Source organism: Microlunatus sp. M237, assembly GCF_056896895.1.
Genome location: NZ_JBXHBL010000001.1, coordinates 943542 through 965310 on the forward strand (window position 1 = coordinate 943542; position 21769 = coordinate 965310).

The window sequence follows — 21769 nt, forward strand, 5'->3', positions numbered from 1 at the left end:
GATCCCGACCGCACCGGTGATGGAGGATGCAGATGGCAGCAGGATTCGCCGAGCTCGACTGGCGGCAGACCCCGATGGGTGAGATCAGCCTGCGACGGCGGCTCGAGCTCTCCCTCGGCGTCGACGTCTATGAGGTGCGCCTGGGCGAGGAGTTCTTGATGTCCAGCCTGTTCACCGAAGCCGAGGAGCAGCTGGCCCGGCTGGGGCTGGCGGCTTTGACCGCGCCCGGGCCGGTGGACGTGGTGGTCGGCGGTCTCGGTCTGGGCTACACCGCCAGGACGGCGCTGGAAGACCCGCGGATCGGATCGCTGTACGTCGTCGATGCCCTGGCTGCCGTGATCGACTGGCACGAACAGGGCCTGCTGCCCCACTCCACCGAACTGACCGCGGACCCCCGGTGCCACCTGGTGGAAGGAGACTTCTTCGCCACGGTGGCCGCCGACGGGCTCGGCGGCGAGGCACCTGAGCGCTGGCACGCGGTGCTCCTTGACATCGACCACACCCCGCATCATCTGTTGCACCCCAGCCATGCGGCGTTCTACACCGCCGAGGGCCTCAGCCGCTTGGCCGCCCGGCTGCACCCTGGTGGCGCCTTCGCCTTGTGGTCCGACGACCCACCCGACGCCGGCTTCCTGCAGACGATGGGCCAGGTCTTCGTCGCACCGCAGGCGCATGTGGTCGCCTTTCCCAACCACTACACGGGTGCACCGTCGACCAACACCGTCTACGTCGCCACGACCGAGCCAGAGAGCACCGATCCTGGAAGCACCGCTCCAGGAAGCACCGCTCAGAGATGAGACGTGGTCGCGGTCGGATCGTCCCAGCCGAGGTTGCGAGCCATCCGCTCGAGCACGCCGACGGTTGCGGCGTACTCCTGGTCGGTGATCCCCTCGGCCACGACGGTCCGGGTTCGCCCGACCACCTCCCCGAGCCGGCCGAACGAGGTGCGACCGCGCTCGGTGAGCGCGTAGCTATCACCGACCAAGCTCACCCAGCCGCTGTCCACCAGCTCGGTCAACTGGTCGAGCGTCGACTCGGGCTCGTCGGCGATCACGAACGGGGCGATGGCGGACTCGAGCTGGTCGCGGCCGGCGGGTTCACTGAGCAGCAGGTTCATCAGCTGCCACTGCCGGCGCGTCACGCCGTGCTCCTCCACGATGGCATCGAACCGTTCGTCGATGAGCCGGTCGACGAGCTTGAGCCAGTATCCGATCGGTCGAGTGGCGGTCATGGAGTGACTCTACCGATCCAGCGCCGAGGATGTTTGTCACCAGAGGCGACGGGTACCCAGCCAGCGAACCAACCTCGACCGAAGCCTGACCCAAGACGACCCCAGATTCCAAGGAGAGAACGTGAACGTCTTTTCACGCGCACTGCACGACGTGGGACTGTCCGCCTGGTTCGGAGGCACCCTGGCCAACGCCGTGGCGCTGAACCGCGCGGCGGCCCACACCACTGACCAGACCAGCACCGGCGCCGTCACCAACGCCGGCTGGGACGCCTGGACGCCAGTCAACGCCGCCGCGATCGGCGCTTACGTGTTCGGCTCCATCGGCCAGCTCAAGGGCAACGCCGACCGGGTGGCCGCGCAGAAGGGTGTTGCCCCGATGGCGGTCACCAAGACCGTGGTCAGCTGTCTCGCCCTGGGCGTCACCGGCTACAGCCGGGTGCTCGGCAAGCGGGTGTCGGAGGCCGGCGGTGTCCCCGCGGAGTCCGGCACCGAGCCCAGCAGCCGGACGCCCGACGACGTGGCGGCCGCTCAGAACCAGCTCCGGCTGCTGCAGTGGGCCATTCCGGCTCTCACCGGTGCGCTGGTCGTCATCAGCGCCTTCGCAGGTGAGCAGCAGCGGCCCGAGCCGGTGAAGCGCGGCATCGCCGCCAAGTTCAACCCGCTGGCGAAGTGACGCCTGAGCGACGTCACTGAGCCGGCAACGCCGTCATCCGAAGGACCGGGCCCGCAGCGTGAGCCCGGTCCTTCGGCGTCTCGATCCAAGGAGCAAACATGAGCGTCAACACCAACCCGTCCTTCGCCCCCCGTACCGCGATCGTCACCGCCGGCGACTCGGGCATCGGCCGTGCCACGGCCGTCGCCCTGGCCAAGGCGGGGATGGACGTCGGACTGACCTGGCACAGCGACGCCGACGGCGCGGAGGAGACGGCGGCGGAGATTCGCACCCACGGGCGCACGGCGGTCGTCGCGCAGCTCGACACCACCGACGCCCCCGCGTGCGGCGACGTGATCGACTCCCTGGCCGAGGAGCTCGGCGGGGTCGACGTCTTCGTCAACAATGCCGGCACCGGCGACAGCACGCTGTTCGTCGACCTCGATTACGACACCTGGCGCCAGATCGTGAGCGCCGACCTCGACGGCGCCTTCGTCTGTCTGCAGCGGGCCGCTCGCCGCATGGTGAGCGCCGGGCATGGCGGCCGGCTGATCGCGGTGACCAGTGTCCACGAGCACCAGCCACGGGTCGGCTCCAGCGCGTACGACGCGGCCAAACACGGCCTCGGCGGCCTGGTCAAGACGATGGCTCTCGAGCTGGGCCAGTACGGCATCACCGCCAACTCAGTCGCACCGGGTGAGATCTCCACCCCGATGACCGGACAGACGGACGAGGACCCGACCGCTCAGCCGCGGCCCGGAGTCCCGCTGGGTCGCCCGGGAGACGCCCGCGAGGTGGCAGCGGTGATCGCGTTCCTCGCCTCGCCGGCGGCCGGCTATGTCACCGGCGCGTCGTGGGCGGTGGACGGCGGAATGCTGCAGATGGGGCCGCAGGCCGGCTCGCACCTTGAGTCCGACGCCTGGCGTCAGGTCTAGCCCGTGCAGGACCCGGCCGGATGCACCGGCCGGGTCACGCCCGAGATCAGACGAACAACGGCTCCAGGCCCCAGGTCCGCTCCAGCTCGGCCATCGCCGCGTCGTCGGGCCGGGACTCGAACCGTTCCGCCGCCGCCAGCACGGTGGGCAACACGTGGATATCGCCGACGGTGTTGAGATAGATCCCCGGGCGGCCCAGCACCCAGCTGACCGCGGTGTGGATGGCCTCCGGGTCACGCAGCGGCTCGTACCAGGTGGCGGCAGTGGCCTCCCGATCTCCCCACGGCGCCTTGGTGACCGCCTTGATCGTCTGCATGGCGACGTTGCGTTCCGCACAGATCTGGGCCAGGGCATCGAAGTCGGCCAGATAGTTCGCGTTGCGCGACATGGCGAAGTTGTACGGCAGCAGCACCGAGTCGAAGTCGAACTGCTCGAGGGAGCGCCGGTGCTGAGCCGCCACCGTCACCCCGTGACCAGTGACCCCGATGTGGCGGACCAGGCCCTCGTCTCGCGCCTGAACCGCGGCCTCCAGCGCCCCGCCGGGTGCGAACGCGGTCTGCCACTCATCCTCCTCCACCAGGTTGTGCAGCTGCAGCAGGTCGACGTGGTCGGTGCGCATCCGCTCCAGTGAGCGACAGATCTCCTCGTACGCCTCCGCGCGGGTGCGCTGGCCGGTCTTGGTCGCGAGGAAGTAGTCGTCGCGGTGCTGCTCCAGGTGGGGGCCGAGCCGCAGCTCCGCGTCGCCGTAGCTATGGGCGGTGTCGATGTGGTTGATGCCGTGGGCGCGGATCAGCTCCAGTGTCGCATCGGCCTCGTCCTGGGTGACCGAGCCCAGCGCCGCGGCGCCGAAGATGATGCGGGTGCTGTTGTGACCGGTCCGACCGAAGGGGAGCAGAGGAATCATGGGGCCATTGTGCTCCTCCGGGTCCTCCCCGTCTGCCCGGGCCGGCATTTGCTCCTCGTCGGCTCGGTCGGGTCAGCCGCGCGCGGACCTTGCCGTCCCCGGCAGCGGTGCACCCACCGTCAGACCCGCGGCCGCGGCGGCAGCCACTGCCTCGGCCAGCACCACGTGCTGCGGCCGGCCACCGGCGCCGGCCAGGTCCGCGACGGTGTCGAACTCGGGGCTCGCCTGCATGATCACGCCGTCTCGGTGCGCCAGCTTGACCGCCACCGAGCCGCCGTCCACCGCCACGTCGGCCCAGGCACGCGGCAGGGCGTACTTGCGCAGGGTGTGCTGGCGTACCCCGATGGTGCTGGTCCCGGTCAACATGGCGTCGCGCAGCTCGGCCGCACGGCCGGGATGGCACAGCACGCTCAGGGTGTGCGCGGGGCGGCCCTTCTTCATCAGGATCGGCACCAGCCAGGCGTCGGACGCGCCCAGGGCCAGCAGCCGACCGAGGACGTCCGGCCAGACCCGCGGGTCGAGGTCATCGACGTTGGCCTCGAGCAGCACGGCAGGATCGCCGTCAGCCGGCTCCGCAGTGCCCGCCGCTCCCGTCGTTCCGAGGACGACGCGGGTGACGTTGGCCCGCCCGGGGAAGTCCTTGCTGCCGGCCCCGAGACCGATACCGCTCATCACCAAAGACGGCAGCTCCTCACAGGTGGAGCAGAGCGCGGCGAGCAGGGCCATCCCGGTCGGGGTGGTCAGCTCACCTTCGCCGCCGGCGGTGATCCGCCAGCCACGGGCCAGCTGGGTCACAGCCGGGACCGGGACAGGAATCCGCCCGTGGGCAGCGCGGACGTGACCGGACCCGACGGCCACCTGGCTGGCACTGAGCGTCTCGACCCCGAGGTCGTGCAACGCGGCGCAGACGCCGACCACGTCGGCGATCGAGTCGAGCGCACCCACCTCGTGGAAGTGGATCTCCTCGGCCGAGACCCCGTGCACCCGGCCCTCGGCCTCGGCCAGGGTCTCGAACACGGCCAGGGCGTCGCGCCGGACCCGCTCCGCCAGGTCCGCCTCAGTCAGCATGGTGCGGATCGTCCGCCAGGTGCGGTGCGGTGGGTCGTCGACTCCCACCTCCACGTCGACCTTCGCCGCAGCGATCCCGGCCCGGGTGACGGGCTGCCGGGTCAGCGTGACCGAGCCGGGGATGACCGCGTCCACCGCCCGCTGCAGCACCTCAAGATCAGCCCCGGCGTCGACGAGTGCGCCGAGCAGCATGTCGCCGGCCACTCCGGCGGAGGCATCGATCCAGGCGTGAGTGGTCATCAGTGGTCCTCCGGGTGTGGGGCGGCGATCTGGGCGGCGAGGTGTCCTGCGCCGTAGCCGTTGTCGATGTTGACCACCCCGACGCCGGGAGAGCAGGCGTTGAGCATGGACAGCAGTGGGGCCAGGCCGGCGAAGGCAGCGCCGTAGCCCACCGAGGTGGGCAACGCCACCACCGGAGCGCTGACCAGGCCGGCTACCACGCTGGGCAGGGCCCCATCCATGCCGGCGGCGACCACGATGACCCGGCCGCGGCGCAACTGGTCGAGCCGGGACAGCACCCGGTGCAGGCCCGCCACACCGACGTCGACGACGAGCTCGGTCGGTCGGCCGAGATAGCGGGCGGTCAGCTCGGCCTCACGGGCCACTGGCAGATCAGTCGTCCCGGCCGAGACGACGATGACCAGCCCACCGGTCGGTGCGGGCGGCTCCGGCGGCCAGGCGAGGAGTCGGGCGGCGCGATCGTCGTAGGCATCGGGGAGCTCGCCCAGCACGGCCTCGGCGTGCTCCGCCGAGGCGCGGGTGAACAGCGTCGCGCCCTCGCCACGCTCGCGTACGGCCACCGCGATCCGCGCCACCTGGTCAGCGGTCTTGCCCTCACAGAAGATTGCCTCCGGATAGCCGCGGCGGCGGGTCCGTTCGAAGTCCAAGGTGGCGAAGCTCTCCACCGATCCCGGCTCAGGCATTGGCCTGTCCCAGCACGGTGAGAGTGAAGGTGCCCGACTGCATGCCCCCGAGGTCGACGGCGGCGAATCGGAAGCCGGCCCCCGTCACAGCACGGCGCACCTCGGTTCGCAGCGGGTCAGAGACCGCCCGCACCAGGTCGGCGGCCGGCAGCTCGATCCGGGCGATGTCGCCGTGGTGACGAACGCGGAGGTCGGCGAAGCCCAGTCGGCGCAGCGCCGACTCGGCCTGGTCGATCTGGTGCAGCTTCTCGGGACTGACCTGCTCGTGGTGCGGGATCCGCGAGGCCAGGCAGGGGGCGGCTGGCTTGTCGGCGCACGGCAGCTCCCAGAACCGCGCCAGCCGCCGTACGGCCGCCTTGTCCAGGCCGAGGTCGGCCAGCGGGCGCAGCACCCGGTGCTGGGTCGCGGCCTGAGCGCCGGGCCGGTCGGGCCGGCGTGCGTCGTCGGCGTTCTCCCCGTATGCCACCGCGTCGAGCGCCTGCGCTGACACGACATCGTCGCCGATCCGGGTGAACAGCTCGTCCTTGCAGTGGAAACAGCGGTCCGGGCCGTTGGCCTGGTATTCCGGCCGGTCACCCTCGAACGTCTCGATCTCGACCACCCGCGCGCCGATGACCCGAGCCACCTGATGCGCGGCCTCGCGCTCCTCGGCAGCCAGGCTCGGCGAGACCCCCAGAATGGCGACCACCCGCTCGGGACCCAGCACCCGGACGGCGCCGGCCAGCAGCGTGGCTGAGTCGACGCCCCCGGAGTACGCCACCCCCAGGCGGAGGACTCCCACGAGGGCGGCACTCAGCCCAACGAGGAACTCGTCGGCGAACGCAGCCTCGGGCGACTGCTCGGTGATGGTCATGGGAGTCCCTTCCGATCGATGCCGGCGGCGACGATCGGGCCCTAGTCTGCCTTGCCGAGCGGCGGGCGGGACCCGGGGTCACCGACTCCTGCGCCGCTCCCGCCAGCGGGACACCACGGCCTCAACATCGATCACCTTGGTGACCAGCAACGGACCGTCGACCCGACGTCGGTGCGAGTCGCGGATCCGGTCGTTGAGCGCATCGACGATCTCACGCACGTCCTCCTCGCGCCGCACGTCGGCCACCGTGTCGTCGATCTCCTCGGCCTCCTTGCGCAGCATCAGCGAGGTGGGCAGTAACGGCTTGATCTGCTCCCGCTCGATCAGGCCCTTGACCCACCAGTTGGCGTCGTCGCGACGGAGGTCCCGCAGCGGTTTCCCGCTGCCGGGCAGGTTGTCGAACTGGCCCTTCTCCTGGGCCTCGCGGATCTGCCGGTCGATCCACGACTCGTACGGGCTCATCGGCGCCACCACCTCGGGGCAGTCGAGTGTCGTCGGGCATCTCATTCTAGCGGCGCTCGATCACTCGGCGCCGGAACCGCGTGTGGCAGGCTGATCGGCATGGATGCGTGGAGCGTGGGGCTGGCCGCCCTGGTGGTGGTCGGGCTGGTGGTGATCATCTACGGCGCGCTGTCGGACCGGCGCAAGAACCAGCGGCGCGCCGAGGAGATGCTCGCTCCGCCACGGCGTGACATCCCCCAGTTCAAGCCCGATGCCGCGGCGCCGAGCTATCTGTCGGAGCTGCAGGCCCGGCGGACCCCGGAGGACGCGGCGTCGCTCGAGCTCGGGCCGGCGGAGCGGGAGTCGCTGAAGCGCCGGTTGCAGGACCCGGCCACGGTCACGGTCAAGGCCGGTTACGCCGGTCGAGATTTCGTCACCGATCCGCGGTCCGGCTGGGCCGTCGTGCCCGATGGCCGCGTGCTGGTCTGCGGTGAGCCCGTGACCTCGATCCGCGAGTTACTCCCGGTGGCGGAGAAAATGATCATGACCCGGACCCCGCTGGTGGTGGTGGCACCGACGTTCGCCGACGAGGTGGTCGCGACCTTGGCCGTCAACCACATCCAGCGCACGATGCGCCTGCTCGCGGTGACCGCCGACGACGCTGCCCGCCAGACGGTGGCCGACACCACCGGTGCAGCGGTGCTGACCCGCTCGGACCTGCAGTCGGGCTATCTGCTGCCCGAGCACCTCGGCACCTGCACCCTGTGGGTCAGCGACGCCAAACGCAGCTATCTGCTGACCGGAGCCGATGCCCGGTGAGCACCCGCGACCCCCGCTGGGCGTACCTCGCGGTACTGGCCCCGATCATCTTCGGCACGACCTATGTGTTGACCACCCAGTTCCTGCCACCGGACCGCCCGCTGCTGGCCGCCACGGTCCGCTCCCTGCCCACCGGGCTGGTCCTGGTGCTCGGCAGCAAGTTGCCGCCGGTCGGCTGGCGAGCCCGGTTCGTGCTGTTGTCGGTGCTCTACTGCTCGGCCTTCTTCCCGCTCCTGTTCGTCGCGGCCTATCGACTGCCCGGTGGCGTGGCCGCGGTGATCAACTCGCTGACGCCGATCATCGTCGTGCTGCTGTCGGTGCCCTGGCTCGGCCAGCGCATCCGCGGGATCCAGCTCGTCGCCGGCGCCCTCGGCGTGGTCGGTGTCGCGCTGCTGGTGCTGCGATCCAACGCCAGGCTGGACGCCTGGGGGCTGCTGGCCATGCTCAGCTGCGTGATCATGATGGGGGTGGCCACGGTGCTGACCAAGCGCTGGGGACATCCACCGGGCTTCACCGCCATGCACTTCACCGGTTGGACGTTTCTGCTCGGCGGGCTCACTCTGTTGCCGTTCACCTTGATCATCGAAGGTCTGCCGGACTCGCTCAGTGGCCGCAACATCGCCGGCCTGATCTATCTGGTGCTGATCAGCGGCATCGTCGGCTACGCGATGTGGTTCTGGGGACTCCAGCGACTGCCGGCCGCCTCGGTCACGTTCCTCAGCCTGGTGAATCCGGTGGTCGCCGCGGCCCTCGGCTGGGTCGTCCTGGGCCAGAGCCTCAACCTCTGGCAGGTGCTGGGCGCGGTGATCGTGCTCGTCTCGGTCGTCCTGGGACAATCGTTGCCGCTGCGACGCCAACGAGTCCCAGTAGCATCGCAGGCGTGACTCTTCCCCAGCCCGCCGACCGCCGTTGGCCACAGCATGTCTTCGGCGTCGGCAGCGAGCCAGACCCGCGGTTCACCTTCGCCAACGAGCGTACGTTCCTGGCCTGGATCCGTACCGGGCTGGGGTTCGTGGCGGCCGGAGTCGCCATCGCCGCCGTGGCCGGGCTCAACCCCGACCTGCAGCTCCAGGCCCGGCTGGCCGCCCTGGTGTTGATCATCTGCGGGCTGGTGTCGGGCGCGGGCGGATTCTCCCGCTGGATGCGCAATGAGCGGGCCCTCCGGCTGGGACAGCCGCTGCCCTCCTCGTTCGCGCTCGGCTTCGTCACGCTCGGCATCGTGGTCGTCGCGCTGGCCGCGCTCGTCGTGATCAGCCTGCAGTGAGCCTTCCGCTGTGGGACCCGGGCCTGCAGAACGAGCGAACCCGGCTGGCCTGGCAGCGGACCACCCTGTCCGGTCTCGCCGGCGGCCTCGTCATCGCCCGGCTGCTCGCCACCCGGTCCCTGCTGCTGGCCGCGGTCGTCGGCGCGGCCGCAGTGATCTGCACGCTCGGCTTGGGCTGGGTGGTCACCCGGCGCTACGCCGCCAACCAGCGGGCCCTGCACGCCCAGCGGCCGACGGCTGACGGACGGGCTCCGCTGGCGCTCACCGTGCTGACGGTGACCACCGGTCTCGGTGCGCTGGGCTATGTCTTGCTGACCTGAGGTCCCCGCCCCGGTCCGAGCTCAGGCGTAACCGAGCGCGTGCAACCGCTCGTCGTCGATGCCGAAGTGGTGCGCGATCTCATGCACCACGGTGATGTGCACCTCCTCGACCACGTCGTCCTCGGTGTCGCAGATGGCCAGCGTCGGCCGTCGGAAGATGAAGATGCGGTCCGGCAGGACCGCGCCGTAGTCACTGCCTCGCTCGGTCAGCGGGATGCCGTCATACAGCCCGAGGAGCTCCGGATCGTCAGCCGGCGCATCGTCCTCGACCAGGATGACGCAGTTGTCGATCAAGGAAGCCAGCTCCGGTGGCACCGAGTCCAGCGACTCGGCCACGAGCTGCTCGAAGGCCGCCACCGACATCTCGATGGCCACGTCAGTGTCCCGCCAGCAGCTTCATGCGCTCAGCCTAGCGACGCGGTCAGGACGGCCCTCGAGGAGAGATCACAACGGTGTGATCAACAATCACATCGCTGTAATTTTTGCAACTTGTTCGGCGTGTTGACTTGAAAATCAAGTCAGAAGTGTACTCACCACTTGTGGTTACGGCTGTGACGCAGTTAGAGTCCTGGGCAGATTGAGGTTGTTGTTACTCAAGTGAATCCGGGGGGAGGCAGTGGCGACACCCATACGCATGCACACCCATACGGTCCGGGAAGGCCGTTGAGGAGGAACGCAGTGAGCACCATTCGTACGTTGAGATCGGTGGGCGCCCTCGTGGCCTCAGCCGGTCTGGTGGTCGGTCTGACGGGGATCCAGACCGCCGCCGCAGATTCGCAGATGACTGCGAACGAAGGGGTCAACATCAGATCCGGCCCCAGCACCAGCACCAAGGTCGTCGGTGGTCTCTACCGAGGCCAAACCGTCACCACGCTGACCAGCAGCAAGGGTTGGACCAAGATCAGGTTCAACGGCTCGTCGGCCTATATCGCCAGCAAATACCTGAGCAAGAGCGGCAGCGTGCCGGCACCGACCACGGTCGACGGCGGCAGCGTCAAGCTCACCACCACCAGCCTTCGGGTTCGCAAGGGCCCAGGACTCTCCTACGGCGTGATCACCGTGATCGGGGACGGGTCCAAGGTCACGCTGACCGGCAAGGCCACCCGCGGCTTCGTCGAGATCACCATCGCCCGCACCCGCGGCTGGGTGAGCACGCAATACCTGGCGAGCTCCGCCACCGGCCTCCCCCGAATCATCGGCACGCGCTATGCGACCGCTGACCTGAACATCCGGACCACCCCCGACGACGACTTCCGCATCGTCACGGAGGTCAAGAAGGGCACCAAGCTGTCGGTCACCGGCACGACCAAGAACGGCCGGGCCCAGATCGTCTACGGCAACGCTGTGCGCTGGGTGACGGCGCGCTATCTCTCCAACCAGGCGGTGAGCAAGCCCAGCGCTCCAGCACTGCCGCGGATCGTGGGCACCCGGTACGCCACCGCAGACCTGGACATCCGGACCGCCAGCACGGCCAACCACAAGGTCGTCGGCGAGGTGAAGAAGGGCTCAGCGCTCAGCATCACCGGCGTGACCGCCAACGGTCGCGCACAGATCGTCTACGCCAAGACCGTTCGTTGGGTCACCGCGATGTACCTGTCGACCAAGAAGCCAACCACCCCCGGCAGCTCGGGCGGGACCGCCCCGTCGTACGCGGTCGAGAAGGGACTCAAGCCCAACGCGATCAAGGTGCACCGGGCCGCGCTCAAGGCGTTCCCCCAGGTGAAGACCTACTACGGGGTGCGACCTGACTCCATCCCCGACCACCCGTCGGGTCGGGCGCTGGACCTGATGATCCCGGTCTACGGCTCCAGCTCCGGACGGGCGCTCGGGGACAAGATCGCCGCCTGGGCCCGAGCGAACGCCGGCTCGTTCGACATCGAGTACGTCATCTGGAACCAGCGAATCTGGAACATCAAGCGGTCCGGCGAGGGCTGGCGCTACATGGCCGATCGTGGCAGCGACTCGGCCAACCACAAGAACCACGTACACATCACCGTCTTCCCCTGATCAAGGGCAAGACCCCAGACGCACGACGGCCGACGCCCGCCCGTCGGCGACCAACGACTCCTGCGAGGAGCGGTGGTCACCGGCGGGCGGGCGTCGGCGCGTTGTCGCGTCGGACGGTTAGTCTGGGCGCACACGACTGGCGCAGGTGGACCCACCACCGGGAAGTGACACGCCGGAGCATCGACCGCCTGGGTGCTCCCCCATCGAGGGAGTGCCCGTGACCACCACAGCAGGCCAGTCAGCAGCCCATCCTGCGACCCTGATGGACGGCGCCGCCGTCGCCCGTACGATCCTCGCCGAGGCGGCGGTGCGCGCCGCTGAGGTGCTCGGCCGGCGCGGGCGACCACCGTGCCTGGCCACGGTGTTGGTCGGCGATGACCCGGCCTCGCACACCTATGTCCGGATGAAGGTGAACCGATGCCGCCAGGCCGGAATCACCTCACGTCGTATTGATCTCCACGCCACGACGACCGCCGACGTGGTGGCCGTGCTGACCGGATTGTCCGCCGATGACACAGTGGACGGCATCCTGCTGCAGCATCCGGTTCCGGCCCAGATCGATGAACGGCTGGCATTCGAGGCGATCGCCCCGGGCAAGGACGTCGACGGCGTCACCGGTGCCTCCTTCGCGGCCATGGCGCTCGGCGGTCCGGGGTTCACCTCCTGCACGCCGGGAGGGATCCTTCGGCTGCTGGATGCCTACGACGTGGAGCTGACGGGCCGCCGCGCTGTCGTCGTCGGCCGCAGCCCGATCCTCGGTCGCCCGGTCGGCATGCTGTTGCTCGGTCGCGACGCCACTGTCACCTTCGCCCACTCCCGCACCGAAAAGCTGGCCGCCGTGGTCGCTGAGGCTGACGTGGTCGTCGCCGCAGTGGGTCGCGCCGAGCTGATCAAGGGAGCCTGGATCAAGCCGGGCGCCGTGGTCGTCGATGCCGGCTACAACGCGGGCAACGTCGGGGACGTCGAGAGCGCGGCCAGGGAGCGGGCGAGCTTGATCACGCCGGTGCCGGGCGGGGTGGGCCCGATGACCATCGCCGTCCTGCTGGAGCAGACCGTCACGGCGGCGGAGCGAGCCTGATCCTCAGGCCGCGAGCAACAGCGCCAACGCCGCAGTATCCACGTTGGTCTGCGGGTCGATCCCGGCTCGACTGACCAGGTGCGTGACGGTGCCGTCAACGTCCGCCTCGACCCATGCGGCGCGGTGGTCCAAGCCGAGGTGCGGCAGGCCGGGGAGAAAGACGCAGCCGGAGGCGACCTCGTAGTCCGGCACCGAGGTCAGCGTTCTCGACGGCGGATGCAGCACGAGCAGCCCCGGCGGCTGCGGTTTGGCGCCAGCCGCCCACGGCGGGGGGATTGGCCCGCAGCCCCTGACACGGCCTATAGTCTTTCGGTCAGGTCCCCATCGTCTAGCGGCCTAGGACACCGCCCTTTCAAGGCGGCAGCACGGGTTCGAATCCCGTTGGGGATGCCAGCAGAACTGCCTCCGACTAGGGCTTGCGGCGAAGGCCGGGGTGCTGACCGGTCGAACGGACCGGGTCGGGGACATATTCGGGACACACCCAGGGCTCAGCCTCGCCGGCGCTGAGTGCCTGGACCCACTGTCTGCGGACCCTGCAGGAGGGCGTCCAGGCGGTCGACGGCTTGGTTGGACCAGTCCTCGAAGATGCGGTCGTAGCGGGTCAAAGTGAAGACAACTCCGGTGACGTCACCTTCGCGGAGCAGATCTGCGCTGTCGTTGACTCGCCTCGTTGAACACCTCGCTCGCCCGTGGAGATGGTGATCGGGCTGCCCCTCACGCGTGGACCGGGAGACCTCATGCAGGGTGCGCCGTTCACCATCTTGGGGAGAAGCGGTGAGGTCACTCGCCGAACCCGAAGTGGCGGGCGCTGGTGGCCCACAGCTTCGTACGGGCGGCGCGGTCGTCGGTGATCGGCGGGGTGGCGGTCGGGGTGGCACGGACGAAGTACCGGCCGGTGATGCTGCTCAGCTCGGGATCGGTGGCGAGGCGTAGCGCTGCGGACGCGCCTTGTTCGGGGGTCAGCATCATGCCTCGGATCAGCCGAGTGAAAGGGGTGAGCAGGGGTGGGATGAGGTCGTCGATGATGTCGGTGTCCACGATGCCGGGGTGCACGGAGTTGACGGTGACTCCGTGCGGTCCCAGCTGTTGGGCTGCTTCGTAGCCGGCCATGACGGTGAGGAGCTTGGCGCGGGCGTAGGCCTCGAAAGGCACAAACGCGGCTCCAGGGTTCAGTGCGCGAAGGTCATCGAGCTGGTCGACGTCGAGGGTGACGGGGCGGGGACGACCGATGAGCTTGACCTGCCGGGTGTCGTTGAGGGTGTCAGAAGCGACGTTCACGATGCGCGCCCCGCCGCGCATGAGGGGATGGCGGAGGAGGAGGGTGAGGCCAAAGCCAGCGAGATAGTCGAGAGCGATGTGCATCTCGATGCCGTCATCAGACAGTCGGCGGTCAAGAAAGTGTGCGCCGGCGTTGTTGACCAGGATGTGCACCGCAGCGTACCGGTCTGCAATCTGGTGGGCCGCCGCGATGAGGTCGTCGCGTCGCGCGAGGTCGCCCTGAATCACGTGGATCACCTTGCCGACCTCGCTCTCGATCTGGTGTCGCAGCGGCGCAGCTCGTCGGGGGTCGCGGGCCACGGTGACCAGGTGAGCGCCGCGGCGGGCGAGTTCGAGGGCGATGACCCGCCCCATCCCCCCGGTCGCGCCGGTGACAACGGCGACCTGACCACCGAGATCGGTTTGGCCGGTCATCGGGCGATCCGGGGGAACGCGCGGACGAAGCGGGGCTGCTCGACCTCGGCGATGAGGAAGCGGGCGAGGTCGGCGCGTCCGATGGAGCTCCACACGTGGATGGGGAGGTCGGCGCCGACGCGGTATCGGTCGACCGCAGGGTTGTTCTTCAGCGCCGGCGGCCGGACGAGCGTCCAGTCGAGGTCGGAGGCGGTGATGAGGGATTCCATGGATTCTTTGTCCCGCAGCCGGTCGGCCACACCAGCCCAGACCGCGAGCGCATACAACGACCGGTCATGGGTCTCAGCAATGCCGTAAGCGCTGACCGCGACCAGCCGGTCGACTCCGGCCGCACCCATGGCCGGCACCAGGGAGCGAGCCGCGTCAGTGCAGACCGTGGTTGGACCTTTGGCTGCCCCGCCCAACGTGCTGATAACGGCGTCCGCCCCGGTGAGAAGCGATGCCAGAGTCACCTGATCCGCGAGGTCAGTCCAGACCCTCTCGGTCAGCCTCTCCTGCGGCGGGACGAACGATTGCGACCGCCGAACCAAGGCGATCACTTCATGCCCTCGACCGAGGGCCGCGTCGACGACGTGGCGGCCGGTGCGTCCAGTGGCGCCGAGGACGGCCATGGTCAACTTTGAGTCAGATTGTCTCATAGATGAAGGGTGACCCAGATGTCTTTCTGAGTCAATGTGTCTCATAGAGTGGGGTCCGTGTCGGTATCTGATGACCCTCGGGCGGTGCGGAGCAAGCAAGCGATCCTGCACGCAGCCCGCCAGCTCCTGCTCGAGCACGGGCCCGGCGCTGTCACCCACGTCCAGGTCGCCGAGCGATCCGGCGTGGGCCGGGCCACGATCTACCGGCACTGGCCGAAAGCCGACCAGCTGCTTGGCGAGGCGATGGCGACGGTGCCGATGCCGTTCTTCGCCGCCCCGACCGAGCCCGTACGGGACTGGCTGCGGACCGAGTTGACGGTTATCGCTCGTCAGCTCGAGCTGGACGACGTCCGCGCCGTCACCACCACCTTGGCCAACACCGCCTTATGGGACCCGGAGATAGATGCTCGACGTGCCAGGCTCGCCCAGGTCCTAGCCGAACGACTCGCCGCCGCCCTCGACCACGCCCAGACCCAGCGCCACCTCGAGCTCAACATCGACAGCACGGCTGCCGCTGCGCTGCTCCTTGGCCCGCTCTATTACCGCAGCACCATCGAGCACGCCCCTATCGACGACTCCCTCATCGACGCCGCGATCTCCTCCCTCGGGACCTGGACGCAGGACTAACCCGCGCCTGAACCCCTGAATGAGGGGATGGCTGTACGCCCTGCACGCCCGATCGGCGATCGGTCGTGGCCTGCCCTGGCAGGGCATTCACATGCTCGAGAGACTCCGCAACCGGGTGGTCGCGCTCAGGTGCGTGCGCCATGGACTGCCGCCCCATCACGCCCATCCAAGGGGCGGCCCGCCGGTGGCGCCGAAACATGGCAAGAACAAACAGCGCTTCGACCTCACACTGGCCGGCCACTTCGTAGCCAAGATTGACCGATTGGAATTCTTCCTCCTTCCCGCGGCTGGCCTGCCGGACAGCGAGTCGCGTACCGCCCTGATCTTCCGGCGTCGTGTCAGTCAGACTGTGAAGCATGCTCGACGACGAATACGTGGACGTCGGTGAGGGGGTCGTGCTCTTCGCCCCTCGCGGCGGCGATCCACGCCGCGGAAGCTTGCTGGTCATCCATGGCGGCCCCGACTGGGACCACAGCTACCTCCGGTCACCCCTGGAGCTGCTGACCGATCGACTGCACGTGGTGATGCCTGACCTGCGAGGGTGCGGCCGCTCAACCCGAGGGCTCGCTCCGGACCGGTACACACCTGACGCTGTCGTATCCGACCTGCTCGTTCTGCTCGATGCCCTCCAGGTAACCACGACAGCGGTCCTGGGTTTCTCCTATGGAGGGCTTCTCGCACAGCGGCTCACCTGCGCGGCGCCCCATCGGGTCAGCCGACTCATCGTGGCTTCGAGCAGCGTGCTGCCCGTAGAGGAGCAGCTGTTCGACGGCTGGACCGCTCGAGACCGTGCCCGAGCTGAAGAGGCGGCAGCGTGGACCGACCAGAAGAGAACCGGCGCCGACCTCACGCGGGCGGTCGCCGTCGCGGCTGCGGCCAGCAACGTGCACCGCACAGCAGCACGGTTGGACTATCTCAACCGCGTCGACCATGTGTGTTTCTCCGGCGACTGGCACGGCGCACGCGTCGCCGGGACCCTGCCATCAGCCCGGCTTCCCGACGCTGCTGAAGCGCTTGCTGCCACCGGCGTACCTATTCTGCTACTCCACGGGCGACAAGACATGATCTTCCCTGCCGCCCTCGCTGAGCAGGCCGCCCTGCGCCTACCCCACGCGCAGGCACACGTCATCGAGGACGCCGGCCACATGACACACCTGGACCAGCCCGAGAAGTGGCTCAGCGCCGTCCAACGGTTCTTGCTCGACCAGTAGGGGTCAATCCACACCTCAGCCGGCTCCGGAGCCCCGTCGCCGCGCTAACCAGCACACGCGTCGGACCCGAAACGCCTGGCACCCGCACCTCCGGGCTCTCATTGCCAGTCAGCACCACGCACACCGACTGGGTCGATCACGCCGTCCAACAACACCGGTCGAACGCCGACGACGTCAGGGCCCGCCGAGGACGACCCGATCCTGGGATAAAACGTGACCGTCCCGTCCTCCCACCCGCTGTCCTCCTGCTTGAGGTTATCGTCGACGTCCCAACGACCCTCCGGCCATCACCTCGACCACCCCTGCTGGTGGCCGTGACGATGTCACCAGGGTTGAAGTCAGGAATCAACCTTCCCAAACAACGGGTCACCCAGCATCACTGACGCCGGGAAGCGCCAGGCCGGAGGGTTTTGAGACCAGAATGGTCGAGTGACCCGTCCGATCCTGAGCACCGCGCGCATCCGGCTGGAGCCGATGACCACCGAGCACTTGCCCTTGCTGGTGGAGTTGGACGCTGACCCTGAGGTGCTGCGGTACATCTTGGGCAGGGCGCGATCAGCACAGGAGGCGCAGGACTATTGGGCGCCGATCTGTGCCGACCGCGAGGCGGATGCGGTCGGTTTGGGTTGGTGGGTGGGATGGTCCGCCAGCGATGATGCCTTCTTGGGTTGGTGGGAACTCTCCCCCATCCGGCCAGTTCCGGCGGCGCCGGCGGACGCTGAGGCGGGCTGGCGACTGGCTCGTCGGCACTGGGGGCAGGGGTATGCGACCGAGGGAGCTCGAGCGGTCCTGGAGCACGGCTTCGCCACCGTGGGCCTGACCGAGGTCTGGGCGGAGACGATGGCGGTCAACGCACCGAGCCGCCGGGTCATGACCAGGCTCGGCATGCTTCACCTGCGCACTGATCACCGCGAGTGGGACGAACCGCTACCCGGAGCTGACCAGGGCGAAGTGGTCTACGGCACCACGCGTGACAGCTGGTTCTCCAGGCCAGGTCTTCTGCCATCTGGGCCCGTCACCCGGGGTGTCTAGTCCCGCTTACTGTCGCCTACTGCGTGCGGCTCATGGGGCTCCGCCGTCCAGCACCCCGCGCAGCACGTCGGCGAAGGCCACCGGGTCGCCCATGAACCCGCCGTGGTCACCGGGGAAGGTGGTGGGCGTCGCGTCGAGCCGCTCGGCCAGCGCCCGGGCTGCGCGGACCGCGATCGCGTCCCCCGAGCTCGTTCCGACGGCGATGACCACGCGGGTGGCACCCGAACGGAGCGCCTCGACGTCAGGCTGGTATCGGGTGAAGGGTTTCAGCATCCGCAGGAAGAACAGGGCGTCGTCGGCCGCGTCCTTGTCGGACGCCGCCTCCTGCGGCTCGTCGCCAGCGGTGCCCGGGTCGGCGTCTCCCGGTGGGAGCCAGGACGCTGGTGGTACCGAAGGTCCGGTCAGCAGTCCGTCGTGCACGACGAGCGCGATGAACCCGGCCCAACCGGCGCCCGACCCGCCGTCGCGGTAGGCCTCCTCGACGCCGTCGACGACGGCGCGGATATACGCGGCGTCGGGCAACAGCTCGGTCACCGGTGGCTCGTGCGCGACAAGGGTCCGCACCACCCCAGGGTGACGGGCGGCCAGAGCCAGCCCGGCGACGGCACCGCCGCTGCTGGCGATGACGTCGGCAGGCCCACCACCGAGCGCCTCGACGAGCTGGGCCAGGTCGTCGGCCTCCACCTCCGGCGTGACGTCGGCCGATGTATCCTCGACCGAGCTCTGACCCAGACCGCGCGGGTCGTAGGTCACCACAGTGCGGTTGTCCGCGAGCAGGTCGGCCAGCGGTCCGAACGGTTCGTGGGTCATGGGTTGGCCGACGACCAGCGCGAGGGGTCCGCTCCCCCGGACCTCGTAGTAGAGGGAGGCACCCGGCACGTCCAGGCGTGCGGTGGTCAGCTGTGCGGCCATGCGACCTCCTCAGGTCCTCCGGGTGCTTCCATCACGCCGTCGAGCGTGACGAACGCGGTGATCGAGATCTGCACGTTCTCCTCCGTTCTGCCGCTGGGGGTGAGCCCTTCCGACGGCGTTCTCGGCCCACAGCGAGAGCTGCTGACGCCAGAAGTCTTGCGCGCGGGGCCCGCCGTGCCAATCGCCTGTCGGCGATGGTTCGATCGCTCGCCGACGACCTCGGCGTGCCCGGTCGAGCGACCCGGTGTCGCTCGTCGATGCCATCATCGAGCGGCTGCCTGGTCGTGCGATCCTCGACGTCGGGATCGGGACCGGCATCTCGGCCCAGCCCTTCCGAGACCGCGGACTCACGGTGCTCGGTGTCGAGCCCGACCCGAAGATGGCGGCGGTCGCGGGCGCCAAAGGCTTCGTGGTCGAGGCCGGTCGATTCGAGGACTGGGACCTGGCCGGCCGGACCTTCGACGGCGTGATCGCCGGGCAGGCCTGGCACTGGATCGACCCCGACGCTGGTGCGGCGAAGGCCGCGACCGTGCTGCACCCCGGCGGACGACTGGCGCTGTTCTGGAACCTGGGGCTCCCGTCCCCGGATCTGACGGCCGAATTCGCCAAGGTCTTCGCGTCCCTCGAGACGGGCCTCCCCTTCAATCCCTGGACCGCCGAGCACCCAGCCGACCCCTACGGCCCGATCATTGAGCAAGCGGAGGCCGGTCTCCGCGGGACCGGCGACTTCGGCGCGGCGGAGCGCCTGAAGTTTGGGTGGCACACGAGCCGCGCTCCGCGACGCCCTCGCTGACCTGCCAGTCCGGCTCGACTTCGACAACGGCGACTACCGGCTGATCAGCACCCGGAGCGACCCCGTCGGGCAGGCACTCGGCCAGCTCCTCGACGCCGTCCGCCAGACCGGCCAGGAAGGCACCTGGCCCCGGCTCAAGGTGTGCGCCCGCGACACCTGCCGTTGGGCGTTCTATGACGCCTCCCGTAACCAGGTCCGCCGCTGGTGCTCCATGGCCGGCTGCGGCAACTACGTCAAGATGCGACGCGCATCAGCCACCCGCAAGGCACGCACCACCTCCACCGGGCACCAGCCGCCGTCCTGATCGCGTGGCCCCACGTGCCGAACCGAGGGCCCATGCACCATGCCGGCTTGCTCTCTCACGTCGGCGGTCGCGGGTTCGAATGTCGTTGGGGATCCGCGTTTTTTCCTGCGGGCAAACGTAGGCTATAGTTTCGCGGGCACAAGGAAAGCACAAAGCACGACGAAGGTCAGAGATGGCCCCGTAGCGCAGTTGGTTAGCGCGCCGCCCTGTCACGGCGGAGGTCGCGGGTTCGAGTCCCGTCGGGGTCGCTGGTGATGCTGAGGAAGTCTGACGCAGCATCACCTTTTGTGTTCATCCGGTCATTCGGATGATCATGGCCAGGTAGCTCAGCTGGTAGCAGCGTTCGCCTGAAAAGTGAAAGGTCGCCGGTTCGATCCCGGCCCTGGCCACCGTCTCCAGATCCTCGCCTCGCCGCCTCGGGCCGGGGCTGCATCCAAAGCAGCGACTCCTTCGGAAGTAACGGGTAACCATTCATCCTGCTTCCGGGCAGGCCTTCGAGGAGGTTCCCCCATGCGTAACCGATTGCTCGCACTGGCAGCTGCCGGCGTGCTCCTGTCCGCCGGCATGGCACTGCCCGCCCATGCGGCCGACGGTGCCAAGCTGTTCGTGCTGCACGCTGTCCCCGGCCTCACCGTTGACGTCTACGTCGACGGCGATCTGACCCTGGACGACTTCACGCCGGGCACCCTCGCCGGCCCTCTGGACCTGGACGCGGGCACCTACTCCGTGGCCATCACCGCCAGTGACGCCGAGGGCGACTCCGATCCGCTCCTCGGGCCTATCGACCTCAAGCTGGCCAACGGCGGCAACTACACGGCCGTCGCGCACCTGAACGAGGAGGGCGACCCCACGGCCACCCTGTACGAGAACGACACCTCCAAGACCAAGGACGGTCAGGGTCGTCTGACGGTCCGGCACACAGCGGCCGCTCCCGCGGTTGACATCCTCGCCGGAGAGGAGGCCGTCATCTCCGGCCTCAGCAACCCCGACGACGAGACGCTCGAACTGGACGCCAGCACCATCGAGGCCTCGGTCGCTGCCGCCGGGACCACCGACCCGGTCATCGGTCCGGTCGACGTGAAGATCATGGAGAGCACCTCCACCATCGTGTATGCGTGGGGAAGCCTGGAGGAGGAGACCCTCAAGGTCGCTGTCCAGACCATCGCGTTGCACTCTGACCCCAGTGGCGTCGACGCCGGTGAGGTCGGATTGGCGGCCGACCGGGGCACCGGCTCGCTGTGGGCCATCGGCGTAGGCATGGCGGCCGTCGCCGCTCTGGGCCTGCGTCGTCTGTCCGTGGTCCGCGCAGGTCGCTGACCACATGAGTGAGGCCGTCGTGCACCATCACGCCCGTCGCGGTGCGCTGATGGTCGCGACGGCCCTGCTCCTCGTCACGAGTTGCTCCGGGCCGACCGCCACCCCCCCAGCCGCCGGCCCGGCCAGCCCGTCTGCCCAGTCGGTGCCTTCGAGCACCTCCCCTGCTCGCCCCGCCGGCAAGGCCACGGCGGAGCAGCGGGCTCCCCGGACCATCCCGCTCCGCAACGCTGACCACACCGCGCAGCCGGACCCACGAGCTCCCGCTCCGGTCCGGCTCGAGATCGACAGTCGCGACATCGAGATGCCCGTCGTCCCGGTGGGCGTCCAGGACGACGGGCAGATGGAGCTGCCGGCCAGCGTCTACGACGTCGGCTGGTACCAGTACGGTGCGGGACCGACGACCGGGGTCGGCACCACCGTGCTGGCCGCCCACGTGGACTCACGCGAGGAAGGTCTGGGCCCGTTCGCCCGGCTGAAGCGGGTTCGTGAGGGCTCGGCCGTTGTCCTCACCACCGCCGACGGCCGACAGCTCTCCTACGTCGTCAGCTCTGTGCAGTCCGTCCAGAAGGCCGCCGTCCCGCTGGCCGAGGTGTTCGACACGGAAGGATCGGCCAGGTTGGTGCTCATCACCTGCGGCGGCGCGTACGATCAGGGCGTCGGCTACAGCGACAACGTGATCGTGACCGCCCTACCCGACACCAACTAGCTGTGTTCCACCACGCGCTCGAGTTCCAGCCGACGGACCAGG

27 protein-coding genes, 3 tRNA genes and 1 riboswitch are annotated in these 21769 nt (G+C 69.1%); of the genes, 19 read left to right on the forward strand and 11 right to left on the reverse strand.

Annotation, left to right across the window (positions count from 1 at the left end; all coding sequences use genetic code 11):
- The first annotated feature begins 32 nt into the window (after positions 1–32).
- The gene (locus tag AC1XX3_RS04485; protein WP_483319870.1) at positions 33–797 is read left to right on the forward strand and encodes a polyamine aminopropyltransferase; all 765 of its coding nucleotides are present in this window, start codon (positions 33–35) and stop codon (positions 795–797) included.
- Here AC1XX3_RS04485 and AC1XX3_RS04490 read toward each other — a convergent pair.
- Positions 788–1231: a hypothetical protein gene (locus AC1XX3_RS04490; protein ID WP_483319871.1), complete on the reverse strand. Its 444-nt coding sequence runs from the start codon at positions 1229–1231 to the stop codon at positions 788–790. The two genes, AC1XX3_RS04485 and AC1XX3_RS04490, sit on opposite strands and share 10 nt — an antisense overlap.
- A gap of 121 nt (positions 1232–1352) precedes the next feature.
- Between AC1XX3_RS04490 and AC1XX3_RS04495 the strand changes: the two genes are divergently transcribed.
- Together AC1XX3_RS04495 and AC1XX3_RS04500 are read left to right on the forward strand one after the other, a co-directional pair.
- Positions 1353–1904: a hypothetical protein gene (locus AC1XX3_RS04495; protein ID WP_483319872.1), complete on the forward strand. Its 552-nt coding sequence runs from the start codon at positions 1353–1355 to the stop codon at positions 1902–1904.
- Between the two features lie 98 nt (positions 1905–2002).
- Positions 2003–2818 carry an SDR family oxidoreductase gene (locus tag AC1XX3_RS04500; RefSeq protein WP_483319873.1) on the forward strand — a complete coding sequence of 272 codons (816 nt, stop codon included), beginning with the start codon at positions 2003–2005 and terminating at the stop codon, positions 2816–2818.
- A 46-nt stretch (positions 2819–2864) separates the two neighbouring features.
- Here the strand turns inward: AC1XX3_RS04500 and AC1XX3_RS04505 are convergent, their stop codons facing one another.
- The 5 genes from AC1XX3_RS04505 to AC1XX3_RS04525 all read right to left on the reverse strand — a co-directional run bounded on the left by AC1XX3_RS04505 (position 2865) and on the right by AC1XX3_RS04525 (position 7028).
- On the reverse strand, positions 2865–3722 hold the full coding sequence (locus tag AC1XX3_RS04505) for an aldo/keto reductase (RefSeq protein WP_483319874.1): 858 nt from the start codon (positions 3720–3722) through the stop codon (positions 2865–2867).
- A gap of 72 nt (positions 3723–3794) precedes the next feature.
- Positions 3795–5030 carry a nickel pincer cofactor biosynthesis protein LarC gene (larC, locus tag AC1XX3_RS04510; RefSeq protein WP_483319875.1) on the reverse strand — a complete coding sequence of 412 codons (1236 nt, stop codon included), beginning with the start codon at positions 5028–5030 and terminating at the stop codon, positions 3795–3797.
- The gene (gene larB / locus AC1XX3_RS04515) at positions 5030–5713 is read right to left on the reverse strand and encodes a nickel pincer cofactor biosynthesis protein LarB (RefSeq protein ID WP_483319876.1); all 684 of its coding nucleotides are present in this window, start codon (positions 5711–5713) and stop codon (positions 5030–5032) included. Before larB ends, larC begins: the two co-directional genes overlap by 1 nt.
- Positions 5706–6566, reverse strand: coding sequence for an ATP-dependent sacrificial sulfur transferase LarE (larE, locus tag AC1XX3_RS04520; protein ID WP_483319877.1), 861 nt, complete (start codon positions 6564–6566; stop codon positions 5706–5708). Before larE ends, larB begins: the two co-directional genes overlap by 8 nt.
- A 78-nt stretch (positions 6567–6644) precedes the next feature.
- Positions 6645–7028, reverse strand: a complete 384-nt coding sequence (locus AC1XX3_RS04525) for a DnaJ family domain-containing protein (protein ID WP_483319878.1) — start codon at positions 7026–7028, stop codon at positions 6645–6647.
- Between the two features lie 99 nt (positions 7029–7127).
- On the opposite strand from AC1XX3_RS04525, the gene AC1XX3_RS04530 reads away from it, so the two are divergent.
- The 4 genes from AC1XX3_RS04530 to AC1XX3_RS04545 are packed head-to-tail and all read left to right on the forward strand — an operon-like array spanning position 7128 to position 9410.
- Positions 7128–7826 carry a hypothetical protein gene (locus tag AC1XX3_RS04530; RefSeq protein WP_483319879.1) on the forward strand — a complete coding sequence of 233 codons (699 nt, stop codon included), beginning with the start codon at positions 7128–7130 and terminating at the stop codon, positions 7824–7826.
- Positions 7823–8710, forward strand: a complete 888-nt coding sequence (locus tag AC1XX3_RS04535; protein WP_483319880.1) for an EamA family transporter — start codon at positions 7823–7825, stop codon at positions 8708–8710. Before AC1XX3_RS04530 ends, AC1XX3_RS04535 begins: the two co-directional genes overlap by 4 nt.
- Positions 8707–9090 carry a YidH family protein gene (locus tag AC1XX3_RS04540; protein ID WP_483319881.1) on the forward strand — a complete coding sequence of 128 codons (384 nt, stop codon included), beginning with the start codon at positions 8707–8709 and terminating at the stop codon, positions 9088–9090. The genes AC1XX3_RS04535 and AC1XX3_RS04540 overlap by 4 nt, the downstream gene beginning before the upstream one ends.
- The gene (locus AC1XX3_RS04545; protein WP_483319882.1) at positions 9087–9410 is read left to right on the forward strand and encodes a YidH family protein; all 324 of its coding nucleotides are present in this window, start codon (positions 9087–9089) and stop codon (positions 9408–9410) included. Before AC1XX3_RS04540 ends, AC1XX3_RS04545 begins: the two co-directional genes overlap by 4 nt.
- A gap of 21 nt (positions 9411–9431) precedes the next feature.
- On the opposite strand, the gene AC1XX3_RS04550 is transcribed toward AC1XX3_RS04545, so the two are convergent.
- Entirely contained in the window at positions 9432–9773 is a 342-nt protein-coding gene (locus AC1XX3_RS04550; RefSeq protein ID WP_483320211.1) for a metallopeptidase family protein, read from the reverse strand.
- A 315-nt stretch (positions 9774–10088) separates the two neighbouring features.
- On the opposite strand from AC1XX3_RS04550, the gene AC1XX3_RS04555 reads away from it, so the two are divergent.
- Together AC1XX3_RS04555 and AC1XX3_RS04560 are read left to right on the forward strand one after the other, a co-directional pair.
- Complete coding sequence (locus tag AC1XX3_RS04555) at positions 10089–11417, forward strand: SH3 domain-containing protein (RefSeq protein WP_483319883.1); 1329 nt, start codon at positions 10089–10091, stop codon at positions 11415–11417.
- 123 nt (positions 11418–11540) lie between these two features.
- A riboswitch (ZMP/ZTP riboswitch) is annotated at positions 11541–11618 on the forward strand.
- 16 nt (positions 11619–11634) lie between these two features.
- Positions 11635–12495 carry a bifunctional 5,10-methylenetetrahydrofolate dehydrogenase/5,10-methenyltetrahydrofolate cyclohydrolase gene (locus tag AC1XX3_RS04560; RefSeq protein WP_483319884.1) on the forward strand — a complete coding sequence of 287 codons (861 nt, stop codon included), beginning with the start codon at positions 11635–11637 and terminating at the stop codon, positions 12493–12495.
- Positions 12496–12498: 3 nt separating this feature from the next.
- On the opposite strand, the gene AC1XX3_RS04565 is transcribed toward AC1XX3_RS04560, so the two are convergent.
- Positions 12499–12687 carry a hypothetical protein gene (locus tag AC1XX3_RS04565; RefSeq protein ID WP_483319885.1) on the reverse strand — a complete coding sequence of 63 codons (189 nt, stop codon included), beginning with the start codon at positions 12685–12687 and terminating at the stop codon, positions 12499–12501.
- Positions 12688–12812: 125 nt separating this feature from the next.
- On the opposite strand from AC1XX3_RS04565, the gene AC1XX3_RS04570 reads away from it, so the two are divergent.
- Positions 12813–12888 (forward strand) — tRNA-Glu (locus AC1XX3_RS04570).
- A gap of 387 nt (positions 12889–13275) precedes the next feature.
- Here AC1XX3_RS04570 and AC1XX3_RS04575 read toward each other — a convergent pair.
- The gene (locus AC1XX3_RS04575) at positions 13276–14187 is read right to left on the reverse strand and encodes an SDR family NAD(P)-dependent oxidoreductase (RefSeq protein WP_483319886.1); all 912 of its coding nucleotides are present in this window, start codon (positions 14185–14187) and stop codon (positions 13276–13278) included.
- A complete protein-coding gene (locus tag AC1XX3_RS04580) occupies positions 14184–14870 on the reverse strand; it encodes an NAD(P)-dependent oxidoreductase (protein ID WP_483319887.1) in 687 nt (228 codons plus the stop codon). The genes AC1XX3_RS04575 and AC1XX3_RS04580 overlap by 4 nt, the downstream gene beginning before the upstream one ends.
- A gap of 12 nt (positions 14871–14882) precedes the next feature.
- On the opposite strand from AC1XX3_RS04580, the gene AC1XX3_RS04585 reads away from it, so the two are divergent.
- The 3 genes from AC1XX3_RS04585 to AC1XX3_RS04595 all read left to right on the forward strand — a co-directional run bounded on the left by AC1XX3_RS04585 (position 14883) and on the right by AC1XX3_RS04595 (position 17695).
- Positions 14883–15452 carry a TetR/AcrR family transcriptional regulator gene (locus tag AC1XX3_RS04585; protein ID WP_483319888.1) on the forward strand — a complete coding sequence of 190 codons (570 nt, stop codon included), beginning with the start codon at positions 14883–14885 and terminating at the stop codon, positions 15450–15452.
- A 356-nt stretch (positions 15453–15808) separates the two neighbouring features.
- On the forward strand, positions 15809–16663 hold the full coding sequence (locus tag AC1XX3_RS04590; protein ID WP_483319889.1) for an alpha/beta fold hydrolase: 855 nt from the start codon (positions 15809–15811) through the stop codon (positions 16661–16663).
- A gap of 429 nt (positions 16664–17092) precedes the next feature.
- Positions 17093–17695: a GNAT family N-acetyltransferase gene (locus tag AC1XX3_RS04595; protein WP_483319890.1), complete on the forward strand. Its 603-nt coding sequence runs from the start codon at positions 17093–17095 to the stop codon at positions 17693–17695.
- Between the two features lie 30 nt (positions 17696–17725).
- Here the strand turns inward: AC1XX3_RS04595 and AC1XX3_RS04600 are convergent, their stop codons facing one another.
- Positions 17726–18607, reverse strand: coding sequence for an alpha/beta fold hydrolase (locus AC1XX3_RS04600; protein WP_483319891.1), 882 nt, complete (start codon positions 18605–18607; stop codon positions 17726–17728).
- Between the two features lie 244 nt (positions 18608–18851).
- On the opposite strand from AC1XX3_RS04600, the gene AC1XX3_RS04605 reads away from it, so the two are divergent.
- The 6 genes from AC1XX3_RS04605 (at position 18852) to AC1XX3_RS04630 (ending at position 21727) form a co-directional block, all read left to right on the forward strand.
- Complete coding sequence (locus tag AC1XX3_RS04605; protein ID WP_483319892.1) at positions 18852–19400, forward strand: class I SAM-dependent methyltransferase; 549 nt, start codon at positions 18852–18854, stop codon at positions 19398–19400.
- Positions 19360–19704 (forward strand): CGNR zinc finger domain-containing protein, encoded by a 345-nt coding sequence (locus AC1XX3_RS04610; RefSeq protein WP_483319893.1) that lies wholly within the window; start codon positions 19360–19362, stop codon positions 19702–19704. The genes AC1XX3_RS04605 and AC1XX3_RS04610 overlap by 41 nt, the downstream gene beginning before the upstream one ends.
- A gap of 174 nt (positions 19705–19878) precedes the next feature.
- Positions 19879–19952: transfer RNA gene (locus AC1XX3_RS04615), tRNA-Asp, on the forward strand.
- A gap of 67 nt (positions 19953–20019) precedes the next feature.
- Positions 20020–20093, forward strand: a tRNA-Phe gene (locus AC1XX3_RS04620).
- 121 nt (positions 20094–20214) lie between these two features.
- Positions 20215–21021 (forward strand): DUF4397 domain-containing protein, encoded by an 807-nt coding sequence (locus AC1XX3_RS04625; RefSeq protein ID WP_483319894.1) that lies wholly within the window; start codon positions 20215–20217, stop codon positions 21019–21021.
- Positions 21022–21025: 4 nt separating this feature from the next.
- Positions 21026–21727: a class F sortase gene (locus AC1XX3_RS04630; protein WP_483319895.1), complete on the forward strand. Its 702-nt coding sequence runs from the start codon at positions 21026–21028 to the stop codon at positions 21725–21727.
- Positions 21728–21769 lie beyond the last annotated feature (42 nt).